This is a genomic window from Flavonifractor porci, from assembly GCF_037572415.1.
Lineage (GTDB): Bacteria > Bacillota > Clostridia > Oscillospirales > Oscillospiraceae > Flavonifractor > Flavonifractor porci.
The window spans coordinates 26,094-39,794 of record NZ_JBBHLB010000004.1; the positions used below are offsets into that span (position 1 = coordinate 26,094).

Here is a 13,701-nt window from a genome sequence, read left to right on the forward strand (position 1 = left end):
CAAGGAGGGTGAATATGTCTTTATCCATACAAGAGCGATTAAAAGACCTACGTGTGGAGCGTGGCTTGACGCTGGGGCAGCTTGCGGAGCAGACCGGGCTTTCCAAGTCTGCGCTGGGCAGTTACGAAACGGAAGACTTCAAGGACATCAGCCACTATGCCCTTATCCGGCTGGCGAAGTTTTACGGTGTGACCGCTGATTATCTGCTGGGGCTGTCTGAAATGAAAAATCACCCAAACGCCGATCTTGCAGACCTGCGTTTGAGTGATGAAATGATTGACCTGCTGAAAAGCGGGAGGATAGACAATACCCTGCTGTGTGAGCTGGCGGCGCACCCGGATTTCCCCCGGCTGATGGCTGACCTTGAAATCTATGTGAACGGAACGGCACTGAAACAGGCGCAGGGTGCAAACGCCATAGTGGACACGATGAGCGCAACTGTTATAAAAAAGCATAATCCTGGCATGAGTGATACGCAGTTAAGACAGCTTATCACCGCCCATATTGATGAGGACGAGTTTTGCCGCTATGTGATACAACGGGACATAAACGGGATTGCCCTTGCTCTGCGGGAAACACACAAGGACGATTTTTTCAGCGTCCCAGAGGATAACCCGCTAAAAGAAATGCTGGAAACTGCTGGTGAAATCGTCAGCCAGGACAGCGACACGGAACAAGCGTACTTGGCGTTTATCTGCAAACGGCTCAAGCTGAATTTTAGGAAGCTGTCAGTAGAAGAACGGAAGTGGCTGAAAAAGATTGCGGAAAAATCCGACTTGCTGAAGAATCCAAAACCGCAGAGAGGACGAAGATAAAAAATGCCTGAACGGCGGTTCTGGTTTTTCAGAACCACCATCCAGGCATTTTGTTTAGTAATAGAAAAAGGTGCAGTTGATTATTGCGTATTGTCAATCTCTCTCAAACCGGGTAGTAAAAATACGGCAAGCGCAACGATGATAATGCCAATTCCGCAAATGACAAACCATTTCTCAACTCCCAGCCGCTCCGCCAGAGGCCCGGAAATGACAAGGCCAAACGGCATGGCGAGGGAAGCGGCGCTTGTCAGTAGAGAAAAAACTCTCCCCAGATATTCTGGTTTGACCGTTTCTTGAAAAATCGCATTTTGCACACCGTAAAATGGAGCGGAAATTCCCATAACAGTACAGCACACAACAAAGACAAGAAATGCGTCTGGCGGCAAAAGCCCGGAGAGCATATTGCTAACGCCCATCAGGAGAACGGAAAGACCGATGGTGTACCGCCGTTTCTTAAAACCGCCCCAAATGCTCAGAATGACTCCGCCAAGCAGCATACCAACCGCAAAAGCAATTTCAGCGGCAGAGGCATGGGCCGGTGTTCCTTTGAAGTATGACATACAGATGAGAGGAAAAAGCGTACTGATTGGCATATAAAAGAACATATAAATTACACCAATCCAGAGCAGAGCAAAGAGGCCCCTGTTTTGCTTTAATACCACATACCCCTCTTTCATATCCTGTAAAAACTGTTGTCTTTTCGTTTCTGGACATAGTTCAGGCGTTGGTATGGACGAAATCGCAACAGTCACACAGGCAAGGATTGCACCCACAATATCTAACAATATAATTGCATTAAGAGGCCAAACAGCATATAAAAACGCTGCGGCAGCTGGACTGATAATCGCACTTACTGCTTGCATGGTCTGCGTGTAACCAGCGCATTTTGTAAGTTCCTCTTTTGGCACAATCATAGGTGTTGCTGCGCTGAATGCTGGAGAATGAAAAGCAGTTCCCGCACTTCGGATTAACAGGACAACCATAATAGACCATACGGGCAATTCCATGTAAAACGCCACCAGCGCCAGAATACCGCCAGCGGCGGCAATTATCAAATCCGCACCAATCATTACGCTTTTACGGCTGTGCCGGTCAACAAAAGCACCTGCAAACGGGCCTAAACAGGCTTGCGGCAAAAATCCAATCAGTGTTGCCGCCGTCAATATGATTGCAGAATTAGTTTTCGCAACCAAATAAAAGATAATGGCCATTTGCAAAATACCGCTGCTAATAAAGGATATTGCTTGTCCGGCAAGAAGTGTAAAATAAGTTTTTCTCCATGAATTGTTGTTTTGGGTCATAATGCGAACCTCCTTTTTTATTGCATTGTTCCTTTGTTTCTGCAATAAAAAGCAGGCGTTGTCCCACAGAGAGGGCAGACGCCTGCATAACAACAAAGCACGAAAAAACACCACGATACAGTTCAAAGACTGCTCGTGTCAAACCTACGTGTTCCTTTGCATACGCACGCAAAAAAAGCCCACCATCATGTGGAAAGGTACTTCTACTTTTTATTGCTTATTAGCGTACACAAATTAACACACGTAAGCCTCCTTCCAATCTCAAACTGTCGCACAGTATAACACACATCCGATAGACTTGTCAACCATTTTTAACCTTGTTTTCCATCTTGTTTTTCCATCTCTTACGGGCAGTAGCAAAGCCAGGCGAGCCAGTCAACGGTCAAGATGAACGGCGCTTTCAGCGCCGCCGTTGACAGTCTCGCCCGTCTTTGCTAATGGGTAATCAAGGCGGGAAAGCCATTTTAGGGCTTTCCCGCCCATTTCAATTTTGGGAGAAGAAAGGCCCCAAAATGAACGAGTGCGGCCAAACACTTTTAGGGATTGGCCACCTTGTCCACCCATCCAGCGGGGCGGCGGGGAACGGTCAAGGCCGGGCGTCAGCCCATTCATTTCAGCCTTGACGGTTTCCTGCCGTCCTGCTACTTTTCCCGGAGTGTGGCCACACATCTGGTCACGGTGTCCAGAGCTTTGGGACTTTTTGTCCCATAGGCCGGGGGCGGAGGACGAGGGACGGGGGCTTTCATAATACGCCCTGTCTGCTGCTGAAATCAGCCCTTTGTTTCCGGCTTACCAGCCCCAAACAAAGCCCTGCTTTCCTGCCGCGTCAAATGCCCTTGCCCTCCCCGGCGGCAACGGTATTTTCAGGGCAACGCCGACAGAGCGTATAACACACTACACTTTGCTCCGCAAAGTCGTGTGCCAAATGGGGCGCTGCCCCCTTTGGAAACCCCCGCAACAAACAGGTGCTATGCACCCAGCCGGGAGCATAGCGCCGTTTGTTGTCAGCAGCCCGTTTCACGGTCTGCGTGTAGTTCCTTGTAAACTGACCTAAGCCGCAGGTGAAATCACACAGGGCGCCGCCGTCTACTACGACGCAAGCGCCGACAATATCACCACTACGGCGGAGGGCAAAGTGCCTGCCGGATATGCGGCGGCACCCGCCAAGAACGAGGACACCACCGTCCTGGTCAAACTGTTGGGTTGATCGCGGGAGGTGCGCCATGGTAAAGCTGACAGCAAGACGCCCTATTCTCTACCAGGGGCGTATGTATGAGCCGGGCGACCCCCTCCCCGCCCATGACGGACGCATGGTGTCTGCCTGGCTGGACGCGAAATCCGCGGAGTGGACCGGAGAGAAGCCGGCCACTGATACGGCGGAGAACGCCGCCCACGCGGGCACCGCAGAAAGCGCCGGAAACGGCCTGGAGGCCGCCCAGGAGAGCCAGGACGGCAAGGACACCGCCCAGGGCGCCCAGGAGGACCAGGACGGCAAGGACGCCGCCCAGGGCACACAGGAGGGCCAGGACGACGACCAGGACACCGTAAACATGGTGGAGGGCCATCTGGACGCAAACGACCTGGAGGCCATGAAAAAGGATGACCTGGAACGTCTGGCCGATGACATGGGCGTAAAGTTGCCCAGGGGCGCAACCAAAGCCTTGATCGTAAAACTGTTGGCAGAGGAGCCGGTGCAGGCACCCGCCAGCGGCGGGGGTGCCCAGTAATGGGCGCCCCCACGTTCAAGGAGTGCCTGGCGGCTGATTTACCCACATTTCTGAACCCTGACGAATTCGCAGACATCCACACCATCAACGGCAAGGAAATGACCGTTATGGTAGACGAAAACGAACTGCTGGAGCGGGACAAATCAAAACTACTGGGGGCACCGACTGGCGGGCTTTATAAGTCCAGACGCCTAATCTATGTTTCCAGGCTGGAGTTTGGACCGCGCCCGGCCAATGGCACAATGCTGAACCTGGACGGGCGGCAGTTCAAGATCGTGCAAAGCACCGAGGAGGCCGGGATCCTTGCTATTGAGTTAGAGGCGGTGAGATCGTGAGCGATACAGGGGCCATTCTTCAGGTTGACGTAGAGGCCGAACTTGAAAAAATCATACGCCAGTTGAACACCATACCAGAGAAAATTGCCGCCCCTAACATCTTGAAAAACGCGATTAACGCCACGTCACGCAAGGTTCGGAAACAGCTGATAAAGGGCGCAAAGGATGAATATGCCATTAAGGACACAAAGGGGCTAAAAGACGAGAGCCTGGGCGCCCCCAAAATCCTGGAGGCCAGCACCTCGAACATGACGGCGGCAATCAGGTCTAGAGGCCCAATGCAGGACATTATGGCATTTATGACCCGCCCGAACGTCGGGACCAGCGCGGCGGCGGCCCAGGTCCTAAATGCCGGAACCATGAAGCCGCTGGAAGTTGACGGCCTAAAAGCGTTTGTTGCGAGGTTTGCCAGCGGGCACACCGCAATAGTACAGCGCAGAGGCCCGGAGCGACTGCCAATTAAAAAGCTACTGTCCCCAGCCGTTCCCCATTTGTTGGGTAACGAGCGGGTGAGAGAGGCGGCGGAGGCCATGGCATACGAAACCATGCAAGAGGAGATCCAAAAGCGGATAGACAAGGTTTTAGGGAACATGGCATAAAAAACGTGGCGGCATATGCCGCCACGTTGGAAAGTCATTTATCTGTTTCGCAACAGGATTTACAAGGGCGCAAGCCCTTGTATTCAGCCAAGGCCACCGTGGTACGACGCGGGAAACGGTTTCGCAGGCCGCGGCAATCGGGACAACTGTGGTAAACGCGGCAGCTATCCGCGTACCACACAACGTCAGATCTTGCAGAATAGAAATCATCCGCGGAATATCCGGCGGACATTGCAACCTTGTAAATATGCTTGCACGGCAGCCCACGCCGCTGGAAATCTTCACAAGTGCAAGCGTCAAGTGTTGTCTGGTATGTATCACCGTGAGTTCCCCGGACTGTGGCCACGCCCGTCCTTTCGTCATAGGACAGGATGGAAATTCGCTGGAACAACGCCCGGTCAAAGCGCACGTCCTGACCGTCTGCCCCGTGTACGGAAATATCCCAAGAGCCAAACGAGCCGGCGCCCCCGGAAATATGGGGAATAGCCACCGGCGCAGGCGGCACAACTTGCGAGGGCGCGGGATCTGCTGGAACCGCGGAAACGTCCGCCCCTTTTCGCCCCGGACGCCGCACCAGCAAAAAGCCGACAACCAAGCAGATCACGCCGGGGATTGGGGAGTGAAACAGCCCGTAGACGCCGGAGGCAATAAACAGCCACCCCAAAACGCGAGAAAAACCACCTATCCTTTTCATGCCATATCCTCCGTTTCTTATTTTTACCACAAATTGCTGACTATTAGCACATTCGATTATAAGTAACAAAAGGAAACTTGACAAGGGGGCGCAACCATGTGACACAAGAAAATTTATTGGACGCAGTTGTGGAGGATCTAAAGCGACTTTTCGAGCCGTACAGGCTGGTAAATTCAGTTGGGGCGGAGCGTTCAGTAAACATCTACCCACAGGACACGCCGTTCCGGGCGGGGGATGATGAAACAACCGCGTCAGACGCACCGCCGGAACCGTACATAATCGTGCGCCTACCGTCGGGAGAATTGCCGGCACAGGATTCCGCACAGACCATCACCGTAGTGGTGACGGCTTGCGTATATGACCCGGACCCAAACCGCCAGGGATACCGTGACGCCCTCCACATTGTCAACACGGTTATGACCCACTACGGATCCAATGGGGTGGTGGGCAAACGCTATGTTGTGCAGTACCCGATCAGATGGGCCACACAAGAGGAGGACACCCACCCCTATTATTTCGCGGCTGTGGCGCTGACGTTTGAGGCCCCGGCCATCTTTAAGGAGGTACCAGAAACATAATGGCAAAGACGACCAAAAAGCCCGGCCAGAGCGCGGGCACCGTGGTTTACTGTGGACCGACTATCCCCGGCACAGCCACACAATTCACGTTTTACACCAACGGGATCCCCAGGCCACTGGCGGAGGCCATCCAGGCCAACCCGGCCATGGCTGGCCTTGTGATCCCCCTGGACCAGCTGCCGGAGGCTATGAAGAAGCTGCGCGGCGGCTATGGACACATTTACCGCCTGTTCCGCCTGGTACAGGCGAAACGCTAAAGAGGAGGGAATAAACCATGGCATACTTTCACGGCGTCTACAACACCGAACAGGACACCAGCCTGACCGTTCCTATTCAGGGGAGCGCCGGCCTGCAGGTCATTTTCGGCGTGGCACCCATTCACCTGTCGGCTGACCCAGCCAAAGCGGCCAACACTCCCAAGCTGTGTTACAGTTTCAAGGAGTGTCAGCAGGCCGTTGGCTACTGTGACGACTTTGCACATTTTTCCCTGTGCCAGTCCATTGACGCCTGCTTTCGCGTGTTCAACGTGGCCCCCATTATCCTGATCAACGTACTGGACCCTGCCAAAGAAGAGCATACCACCAAGAATGAGGCGGAGGACTGTGACGTAGTAGACGGCACGGTGCTGTATAACAAAGAATATGTCATGCTGGACAGTCTGGTGGTAAAAAACAGCGACGCCACCCTGGTGCCCGGCAGCGACTATGTGGCCACACATGACGACACCGGCAACGTGGTGATCACCCTGATCTCCGAGGCCGCCAAGGAGGCCGAAACCCTGAACGTAGCCAGCACATCCATCAAGCCGGACGGTGTAACCGCTGCTGACATTGTGGGCGGTGTGGACGTGGCAACCGGCAAGGAAACCGGCCTGGAACTGGTGCGCCAGATCTACCCCAAACTGGGAATGACCCCCGGCCTGTTGCTGGCCCCCGAATGGAGCCACGACGCGGTGGTGGCCGCAGCCCTCCAGGCAAAAACCGAGGCCATCAATGGCGTTTTCGATTGCTTTGCCTATCTGGATATTGCGGCGGATAGCACCGGCGCGGAGGTCTACACCGAGGTAAAGACGGCAAAGGAGGCTATGGGCGCCAGCGGCACCCACGCAGCTGCCTTTTGGCCCAAGGTGGCCGTGGGTGATAAGGTCTATTGTATGTCTGCTATGGCGGCGGCCCTGACGGCCTACAACGACGCCGAAAACGGCGACGTACCCTACGAAAGCCCGTCCAACAAGGATCTGCGGATCACCGCCACCGTACTGGCTGACGGCACCGAGGTCATGCTGGATCAGCAGCAGGCCAACGATATGCTGAACGCAAACGGCATTATTACCGCGATCAATGCCAACGGGTTCAAGCTGTGGGGCAACAACACCGCGGCCTATCCCTCTACCTCCGACCCCAAGGATCGGTGGTTGGCGGTGCGTCGGTTCTTCGACTGGGACGGTAACAACTTCATTCGCACCTATTTCCAGAAAGTAGACAAGCCCGGCAACAAGCGCCTGATCCAGTCTATTGTGGACAGCCAGAACATTGTGGGCAACGGCTATGTGGCCCGCGACTATTGCGCCGGCTATCGCCTGGAGTTTGTCAGCGAGGAGAACCCCGTAACCAATCTGTTGAACGGGCACTTGACCACACACACCTATATGGCGCCCTACATCCCGGCGGAGTTTATCGAGAATATCCGGGAGTATGACGTGGCGGCCCTGGAAGCGTCTTTCGGAGGTGAATAAACATGAACACGATCCCCACTAAAATCAACCGTTATAACGTGTATAGCGCCGGCAATCGGCTTTTGGGCGTGGGCGACGAAATGACCCTGCCCGACTTTGAGCCGTCCAGCGACACCGTGACCGGCGCCGGGATCCTGGGCGAGATCGACGATCCCACCATTGGCTACTTTGCCAACCAGGAAATCGAGGTGCCGTTCAGAGTTCTGGACCGGGAGGCCGTGGACATGATGGACATGACCCGCGCTGTTCCGCTGGAGATCCGCGGCGCCCAGCAGACCACCAACAGCGAGGGGGATATTGAGTTCCGACCCATGCGCGTGGTGGTCCGTGGCCGCAGCGGCAAGTTGGCCATGGGCAAGGTCAAGGCCGGCAGCACCATGGACACCAAGATCACCCTGACCGTGCTTTATATCCTGATCGAGTTGGAGGGCAAGCCGGTCCTGGAACTGGACAAGATGAACGAGGTCTACAAGGTCAACGGCAAGGACGTTTTGGCCAAAGTAAAGGAGATGTGCTGACATGGACACTATGAAAAACGAGGAGTTTCTGGAGGAAGCCGCCGAGCGGGAGGACGCTATGGAGCGGGAAACTGCTGCGGATCGGGATGACGTCGAGGAGGAAGTGGACTTGCTGGTAAAGTTCCGCAAGCCCTACATTTTCGAGGATCGGGAATATACCGAGATCGACCTGCACGGCCTGGAGGATATTACCGCGGGCCAGCTGGAGGCGGTGGGCCGTATGCTTATGAAAAAGCGGAACACCATGAACCCCGCCACCCTGGAAATGACCATGGACTACGCCAACATGGTGGCCATGAAAGTCACCGGAAAGCCCCTGGAATTCTTTGAAAGGCTGCCCGGCAGAGAGGGCATGAAAATCAAGACCACCGTGGTGGGTTTTCTCTACGGCGGGGGTTCGGAGGACTGACCCCTGCCGTCTTGACTAAAGCGGTTACCGGGCTGTCCATTCAGCTGCGGACAGGGTTGGATTATCTTTCGGCCCTGTCCGTCAGCGAATTGGCCGAAATTGCGGACACCGTAAACGACTATATGGAGGAGGTGCTAAAGCGTGGCAAAAAGTAAAACCTATGAACTAATGCTGAAAATTGCGGGCAGGACCGACAGTTCCCTGAAAAAAGCCTGCATGGCAGCGGACAAGGATTTAGCCGCGCTGGGCACCTCCGCAAAAAAGGTTGGGAAAGTGCTTGCTGGTGCGTCGCTTGCAGCGGCCACCGCGGTGGGCACCATCGGGGTGGCCGCGATCAATGCGGGCCAACAGTATGAAGCACAGCTGGCCAATGTTTCCACCCTGCTGACCGGAACGGAAGCGGAGATCGCCGCCAGAACGTCGCAGATTGGACAGGAAATTCTGGACGTTTCAGACCGAACTGGCGTGGCAACCGATAACCTAACGGATGGAATGTACCAGGTTATTTCCGCTTTTGGTGACAGCGCAGACGCGGCCAAGATCCTGGAAACTGCCGCGAAATCCGCGGCGGCAGGAAACGCCACCACCACCGACAGCGTGAACCTACTTTCTGCCGTGACCAAGGGCTACAACGACACGTCGGCGGAGGCCGTGCAAAAGGCGGCGGACCTGTCCTTTGCAACGGTGCGGCTGGGCCAGACCTCTTTCCCGGAACTGGCGGCAAGCATGGGCAAGGTGATCCCGCTGGCCAGCACCCTGGGCGTGGAGCAAGAACAGCTTTTCGGCGCCATGGCCACTCTGACAGGCGTTACAGGATCCACGGCGGAGGTTACAACGCAGTTAAAGGCAACCATGCAAGGGTTTTTGTCACCGTCCAAAAACATGGCCGCGGCCCTGGAAAAAATGGGATACGAGAGCGGCCAAGCCCTTTTGGAGAGTAAAGGCCTGCAAGGATCGTTGGAGGCATTAAAGGGCGCTGTGAACGGCGACGAATTGGCCTTTGCGGGGCTGTTTTCTTCTGTCGAGGCGCAAACCGCAGTCCTGGCCATGGCAGGAAGCCAGGCGGAAAACCTCACCGATAAGACCGCGGCAATGTATGAAGCCACGGGAGCGGCAAATGCAGCGTTTGAAAGACAAACCGACACCCTGGCCTATGACATTCAAATGATCAAAAACCTGGGCAAAAACTTCCTGACGGAATTGGGCATGAATATCCTGCCATACGTCCGGGAACTTGCGGAGGCGGCGCTGCCTGTCGTGCAAAAAGGCTTGTCAACCGTTGGGAACTACATGACCGGCACCATCATCCCAACATTAAAGAAAACCGCCAAATGGGTTATGGACAACCGAGAGGCGATCCTAACCGCTGCCGGCGCGGTTTTAACTGCTGTTGCCAGCTTTAAGGCCCTGAAAACCGCAGGCACGGCGGTTTCCGCAGTAAAGAATGTGGGAATAGTCTTTGCTGCGGGAGCCAAACAGGGCGGCGTCCTGGGCACCGTGGTCAAATTGTTGGGCGGAAAATTCACTGTGATCATTGCCATTATTGCGGCGGTGGCCGCTGCTTTTGTTGTTCTATGGAACAAAAGCGAACGGTTTAGAAACGCCGTACAGGGAATTTTACAGCAGGCACAGCCACTACTCCAGGCCATGGGAAACCTGGCCAGCATGGTGGCCTCCACCCTAGCCCCTGTCCTTTCAAATCTGGCCAACGTGGTCATTAACGGGCTGGAAGTGGCATTTGTGTCCCTGGCACCGTACATCAATAGCGCGATCTCGATTTTGACAAATCTGATCGAGTTTGTGACCAATGTATTTTCCGGCAACTGGTCCGCTGCATGGCAAAACGTGGTCAATATCTTCGGGAACGTATTCGGCATGATCGTGAACCTGGCAAAGGTGCCGATCAACGCAGTCATTTCCGCTATTAACTGGGTGCTGGAGAAAATCAACAGCATTTCCGTGACGATCCCTGACTGGATCCCTGGCGTAGGCGGCGCCACGCTGGGCTTTAATATTCCGACAATCCCGCAACTGGCCGCCGGCGGCATTGCCACGGCGCCCACCCTGGCCATGATCGGAGAGGGCGGAGAGCCGGAGGCGGTCATGCCCTTGTCCAAACTGGCCGCCCTGTTGGACGAATGGACCAAGAAACCCAAGCCCGGCGGCGGAGGAAACCGCGGCGGAGGCGGCGGGGACACCATTGTATGGTCCCCTGTATTCAATTTCTACGGCGGCCAGCCATCCCGCCAGGAGGCGGAGGAAGTGGGCCGAATCAGTTTTGCAGAATTCAAACGGCTATATGACCGCATGAAAGCCGACGAGCGGCGCAAGCAGTTCAACCCGGCGTAAAGGAGGAAACCATGGCCAACACCTACACCACAAATCAGGGGGACGCCTGGGACGCCATTGCTTTCCGTGTCTACGGGGACGAAAAGCTGGCTGGGTGGCTTATGCAAAACAATTTTCCACACCTGGACACATTCGTTTTCGACGCGGGGGTGGTTCTCCAGACACCACCCCCGCCGGAGGACGCGCAGGGGACCAACGCACCGATCTGGAGGAGTGAAACATGAACACACGGCGGGCAGAAGTGGAGATCACCTATAACGGCGCCGCCGTCACCAGTAAAATGGCGGACTACAAGGGCGAGATCACCTATACCGATCCGGCCACCGGAGAGGCGGACAGCCTGGATATTGCAATCAATGACCGCAACCGGAAATGGACCACGGCATGGGTCCCCACTACGGGGGACACAATGACCGCCACCATCAAGGTCCGCGACTGGGAGCGGGAGGGCGACAACCGGGTGCTGTCGTGTGGATTCTTCATCCTTGATAATTTCGAGTTTGCGGGCTGGCCTGTGACAGGGACCATTTCCGGGGTATCCGTTCCGGCAGACGGTAGTTTCATGGCCACCGAGCGGACGCGGACCTGGGAAAACGTCACGATCCAGGAGATCGGAAAAGAGATAGCAGCCCGCGCCGGCATTGCCCTGGCCTGGGATGTGGAGGGCACCCCGTTCACCATCAAGAGCGTGGAGCAATCGGAAGAAACGGACTGCGACTTTTACGCCTCTCTTTGCGATACCTACGGGCTGGCCATGAAAGTCTACGCCCAAAAGATCGTGGTGTATGACCGAGAGGCCTACAAGAAAAAAGACCCGGTGGCCACCATCAACGAAACCGCCTTGAAATCCTGGAGTTGGTCCAAGAACATGGCCGGCACCTATACCGGCGGAGAATACGCCTACACGGACCCGACCACAGAGAAAGAGATCAAGGCCACCGTGGGCACGGGCACCCGGATCCTGAAACAGTCCGGCAAGGCTGACAGCAAGGCCGACGCGGAGCGCAAGATCGCCGCGGCGGTCAATAAGGCGAACCACGGCGCCAGCAAATTGTCCGTCACCATCACGGGCAACGCCGCCCTGGTGGCCTCCCAATGTATCACCGTGGTGGGCCTGGGCAAACTGTCCGGCAAATACTTCATTGACAGCATTGCCCACCACGTTGGAGGATCCGGTGGATACACCATGGACATGGAACTGTCCCTGGTGGAAACCATGACCGAGGAAGTGATCAAAGACGCCTGCCAACGCCTGTTCGCCGTGGGCGTCATGGCCTCCCCAGAATACTGGGTGGGAACCTATAAGAACCTGAACAACCTTGACGGCCTGCTGCTGAACATGGCCACCCGGATCAAGGTAAACCTGCACGGCACCAGCGTAACCACCGTAGAGCAGGCCCTAGTGGTGCTGACCAATACCGGGGTGATCAATTCACCGGAATACTGGGCCAGTAAGTACACGGCAATAGCCTGGCTGGACGTGCTGCTGATCAGCGCGGCCAACGCCCTGGCGGGATAAGGAGGCAAGCATGGGAAATGAGATCCGGCTGGGCAAAGTGTCCGCCATCGACTACGCCACCGGCATGGTGCGCGTAGTGTATCACGAAAAAGACGACAGCGTGACCCGCCCGGTGCCCCTGATCTCCGACGAATACCAAATGCCGGAAATTGGGGATCAGGTGCTTGTCCTCCACCTGTCCAACGGAAGCGAGGCCGGGGTGGTGTTGGGGCGCCCCTGGAGCGAAAAGAACAAGCCCCCGGAGGGGGCGGCGGGGCTATACCGCAAGGATATGGCCCGCGCCCCTGGGGAGGCTATGATCCGCTACAAGGGCGGCACAATGACCATCAAGGCCGGATCTGTTGTGGTAGACGGAAACCTGACCGTGAAAGGAAACCTGACTGTAACCGGGGCCGTCACAGCCAAAGAGGTGACGGCGGAGGTGGATGTGGTGGGCGGCGGAATATCCCTGGTCAACCACACCCATGACTGCAGCTGTGCATTGTCCAGCGGCAGCACCACCCCGCCCAAATAAGGAGGCAGGCCTATGATTGGAACACTGGGAAAGAACATCATTTTTACTGTCAGCGACGATATGGTTTTGACGTTCAATGAAATGACCCGCGAGATCGCAGGGCGCTGGGCAGAGCATGAAACAGCGGGGGTAAAACCCAAGCCGGAATACCTGGGACCGGCCAACCAGACAATTTCCTTGCCTATCACCCTTTCTGCCGCCTTGGGTGTCAAACCCAGGGCCGTTTTGGAAGCCGTAGAGGCCATGGTGGAAAGCGGCACGGCGGAATACCTGGTGATTGGACACCGAACGGTGGGCAAAAACCCGTTCCGACTGCTGGGATCCAGCGAAACGTGGGGCGTGGTTTACAACCGGGGCGAACTTGCCAAGGCGTCCCTGACCATTTCGCTGGGGGAATATACATGACAGAAATATATGACTTTCAACTGGAATACACCTTTTCCGGCCAATGGCTGGAGGAGTTAGACCGCCAGCTTGCCCTCCTGCTGTCCACACGGGCGGGCACCATGCCCCTGGATCGAGAATTCGGCCTTGACATGGATTTTGTGGATATGCCGCCGGAGGCCGCCAAGAGCCTATACACGGCGGAAGTCACCTGAAAGGTGGCA

At 55.7% G+C, this 13,701-nt stretch carries 19 protein-coding genes; 17 read left to right on the plus strand and 2 right to left on the minus strand.

All coding sequences use genetic code 11. From position 1 onward, the window contains the following. Positions 1-14 precede the first annotated feature (14 nt). The gene (locus WHJ28_RS04055; protein WP_002575858.1) at positions 15-815 is read left to right on the plus strand and encodes a helix-turn-helix domain-containing protein; all 801 of its coding nucleotides are present in this window, start codon (positions 15-17) and stop codon (positions 813-815) included. 80 nt (positions 816-895) lie between these two features. Here the strand turns inward: WHJ28_RS04055 and WHJ28_RS04060 are convergent, their stop codons facing one another. Further along, positions 896-2,116: an MFS transporter gene (locus WHJ28_RS04060; protein WP_002584949.1), complete on the minus strand. Its 1,221-nt coding sequence runs from the start codon at positions 2,114-2,116 to the stop codon at positions 896-898. A 1,066-nt stretch (positions 2,117-3,182) separates the two neighbouring features. Between WHJ28_RS04060 and WHJ28_RS16480 the strand changes: the two genes are divergently transcribed. Genes WHJ28_RS16480 through WHJ28_RS04075 form a run of 4 tightly spaced genes read left to right on the plus strand, consistent with a single transcriptional unit; the run spans position 3,183 to position 4,777 of the window. Further along, complete coding sequence (locus WHJ28_RS16480; RefSeq protein ID WP_425461101.1) at positions 3,183-3,323, plus strand: capsid cement protein; 141 nt, start codon at positions 3,183-3,185, stop codon at positions 3,321-3,323. Positions 3,324-3,339: 16 nt separating this feature from the next. Further along, entirely contained in the window at positions 3,340-3,843 is a 504-nt protein-coding gene (locus tag WHJ28_RS04065) for a hypothetical protein (protein ID WP_340039882.1), read from the plus strand. Then, entirely contained in the window at positions 3,843-4,178 is a 336-nt protein-coding gene (locus WHJ28_RS04070; protein WP_340039883.1) for a hypothetical protein, read from the plus strand. Before WHJ28_RS04065 ends, WHJ28_RS04070 begins: the two co-directional genes overlap by 1 nt. Then, positions 4,175-4,777 carry a hypothetical protein gene (locus WHJ28_RS04075; RefSeq protein WP_340039884.1) on the plus strand — a complete coding sequence of 201 codons (603 nt, stop codon included), beginning with the start codon at positions 4,175-4,177 and terminating at the stop codon, positions 4,775-4,777. Before WHJ28_RS04070 ends, WHJ28_RS04075 begins: the two co-directional genes overlap by 4 nt. 34 nt (positions 4,778-4,811) lie before the next feature. Here WHJ28_RS04075 and WHJ28_RS04080 read toward each other — a convergent pair whose 3' ends face one another. After that, the gene (locus WHJ28_RS04080) at positions 4,812-5,471 is read right to left on the minus strand and encodes an SWIM zinc finger family protein (RefSeq protein ID WP_340039886.1); all 660 of its coding nucleotides are present in this window, start codon (positions 5,469-5,471) and stop codon (positions 4,812-4,814) included. Between the two features lie 98 nt (positions 5,472-5,569). Between WHJ28_RS04080 and WHJ28_RS04085 the strand changes: the two genes are divergently transcribed. The 12 genes from WHJ28_RS04085 to WHJ28_RS04140 are packed head-to-tail and all read left to right on the plus strand — an operon-like array spanning position 5,570 to position 13,692. Next, positions 5,570-6,049, plus strand: coding sequence for a hypothetical protein (locus tag WHJ28_RS04085; protein ID WP_340039888.1), 480 nt, complete (start codon positions 5,570-5,572; stop codon positions 6,047-6,049). Next, on the plus strand, positions 6,049-6,306 hold the full coding sequence (locus WHJ28_RS04090; RefSeq protein WP_340039890.1) for a hypothetical protein: 258 nt from the start codon (positions 6,049-6,051) through the stop codon (positions 6,304-6,306). Before WHJ28_RS04085 ends, WHJ28_RS04090 begins: the two co-directional genes overlap by 1 nt. Before the next feature lie 17 nt (positions 6,307-6,323). Further along, entirely contained in the window at positions 6,324-7,784 is a 1,461-nt protein-coding gene (locus tag WHJ28_RS04095) for a phage tail sheath family protein (RefSeq protein ID WP_340039892.1), read from the plus strand. Positions 7,785-7,786: 2 nt separating this feature from the next. Next, entirely contained in the window at positions 7,787-8,302 is a 516-nt protein-coding gene (locus tag WHJ28_RS04100) for a phage major tail tube protein (protein WP_340039894.1), read from the plus strand. Between the two features lies 1 nt (position 8,303). After that, entirely contained in the window at positions 8,304-8,711 is a 408-nt protein-coding gene (locus tag WHJ28_RS04105; RefSeq protein WP_340039897.1) for a hypothetical protein, read from the plus strand. Positions 8,712-8,722: 11 nt separating this feature from the next. Beyond that, positions 8,723-8,866 (plus strand): hypothetical protein, encoded by a 144-nt coding sequence (locus tag WHJ28_RS04110; protein ID WP_340039899.1) that lies wholly within the window; start codon positions 8,723-8,725, stop codon positions 8,864-8,866. Next, on the plus strand, positions 8,853-11,060 hold the full coding sequence (locus WHJ28_RS04115) for a phage tail tape measure protein (RefSeq protein ID WP_340039901.1): 2,208 nt from the start codon (positions 8,853-8,855) through the stop codon (positions 11,058-11,060). The genes WHJ28_RS04110 and WHJ28_RS04115 overlap by 14 nt, the downstream gene beginning before the upstream one ends. A gap of 11 nt (positions 11,061-11,071) precedes the next feature. Continuing rightward, positions 11,072-11,284 (plus strand): tail protein X, encoded by a 213-nt coding sequence (locus WHJ28_RS04120; RefSeq protein WP_340039904.1) that lies wholly within the window; start codon positions 11,072-11,074, stop codon positions 11,282-11,284. After that, positions 11,281-12,579, plus strand: a complete 1,299-nt coding sequence (locus WHJ28_RS04125) for a phage late control D family protein (protein ID WP_340039906.1) — start codon at positions 11,281-11,283, stop codon at positions 12,577-12,579. Before WHJ28_RS04120 ends, WHJ28_RS04125 begins: the two co-directional genes overlap by 4 nt. 10 nt (positions 12,580-12,589) lie before the next feature. After that, positions 12,590-13,093 (plus strand): hypothetical protein, encoded by a 504-nt coding sequence (locus tag WHJ28_RS04130; RefSeq protein WP_340039909.1) that lies wholly within the window; start codon positions 12,590-12,592, stop codon positions 13,091-13,093. A gap of 12 nt (positions 13,094-13,105) precedes the next feature. Continuing rightward, positions 13,106-13,498 (plus strand): phage tail protein, encoded by a 393-nt coding sequence (locus WHJ28_RS04135; RefSeq protein WP_340039911.1) that lies wholly within the window; start codon positions 13,106-13,108, stop codon positions 13,496-13,498. After that, entirely contained in the window at positions 13,495-13,692 is a 198-nt protein-coding gene (locus tag WHJ28_RS04140; RefSeq protein ID WP_340039913.1) for a hypothetical protein, read from the plus strand. Before WHJ28_RS04135 ends, WHJ28_RS04140 begins: the two co-directional genes overlap by 4 nt. Positions 13,693-13,701: the final 9 nt, after the last annotated feature.

Coding starts and splice junctions, on each gene's coding strand:
- WHJ28_RS04105 (WP_340039897.1), top strand. CDS start 8,304: ATGGACACTATGAAAAACGAGGAGTTTCTGGAGGAAGCCGCCGAGCGG.
- WHJ28_RS04055 (WP_002575858.1), top strand. CDS start 15: ATGTCTTTATCCATACAAGAGCGATTAAAAGACCTACGTGTGGAGCGT.
- WHJ28_RS04135 (WP_340039911.1), top strand. CDS start 13,106: ATGATTGGAACACTGGGAAAGAACATCATTTTTACTGTCAGCGACGAT.
- WHJ28_RS04070 (WP_340039883.1), top strand. CDS start 3,843: ATGGGCGCCCCCACGTTCAAGGAGTGCCTGGCGGCTGATTTACCCACA.
- WHJ28_RS04120 (WP_340039904.1), top strand. CDS start 11,072: ATGGCCAACACCTACACCACAAATCAGGGGGACGCCTGGGACGCCATT.
- WHJ28_RS04060 (WP_002584949.1), bottom strand. CDS start 2,116: ATGACCCAAAACAACAATTCATGGAGAAAAACTTATTTTACACTTCTT.
- WHJ28_RS04125 (WP_340039906.1), top strand. CDS start 11,281: ATGAACACACGGCGGGCAGAAGTGGAGATCACCTATAACGGCGCCGCC.
- WHJ28_RS04065 (WP_340039882.1), top strand. CDS start 3,340: ATGGTAAAGCTGACAGCAAGACGCCCTATTCTCTACCAGGGGCGTATG.
- WHJ28_RS04090 (WP_340039890.1), top strand. CDS start 6,049: ATGGCAAAGACGACCAAAAAGCCCGGCCAGAGCGCGGGCACCGTGGTT.
- WHJ28_RS04140 (WP_340039913.1), top strand. CDS start 13,495: ATGACAGAAATATATGACTTTCAACTGGAATACACCTTTTCCGGCCAA.
- WHJ28_RS04100 (WP_340039894.1), top strand. CDS start 7,787: ATGAACACGATCCCCACTAAAATCAACCGTTATAACGTGTATAGCGCC.
- WHJ28_RS04095 (WP_340039892.1), top strand. CDS start 6,324: ATGGCATACTTTCACGGCGTCTACAACACCGAACAGGACACCAGCCTG.
- WHJ28_RS04130 (WP_340039909.1), top strand. CDS start 12,590: ATGGGAAATGAGATCCGGCTGGGCAAAGTGTCCGCCATCGACTACGCC.
- WHJ28_RS04080 (WP_340039886.1), bottom strand. CDS start 5,471: ATGAAAAGGATAGGTGGTTTTTCTCGCGTTTTGGGGTGGCTGTTTATT.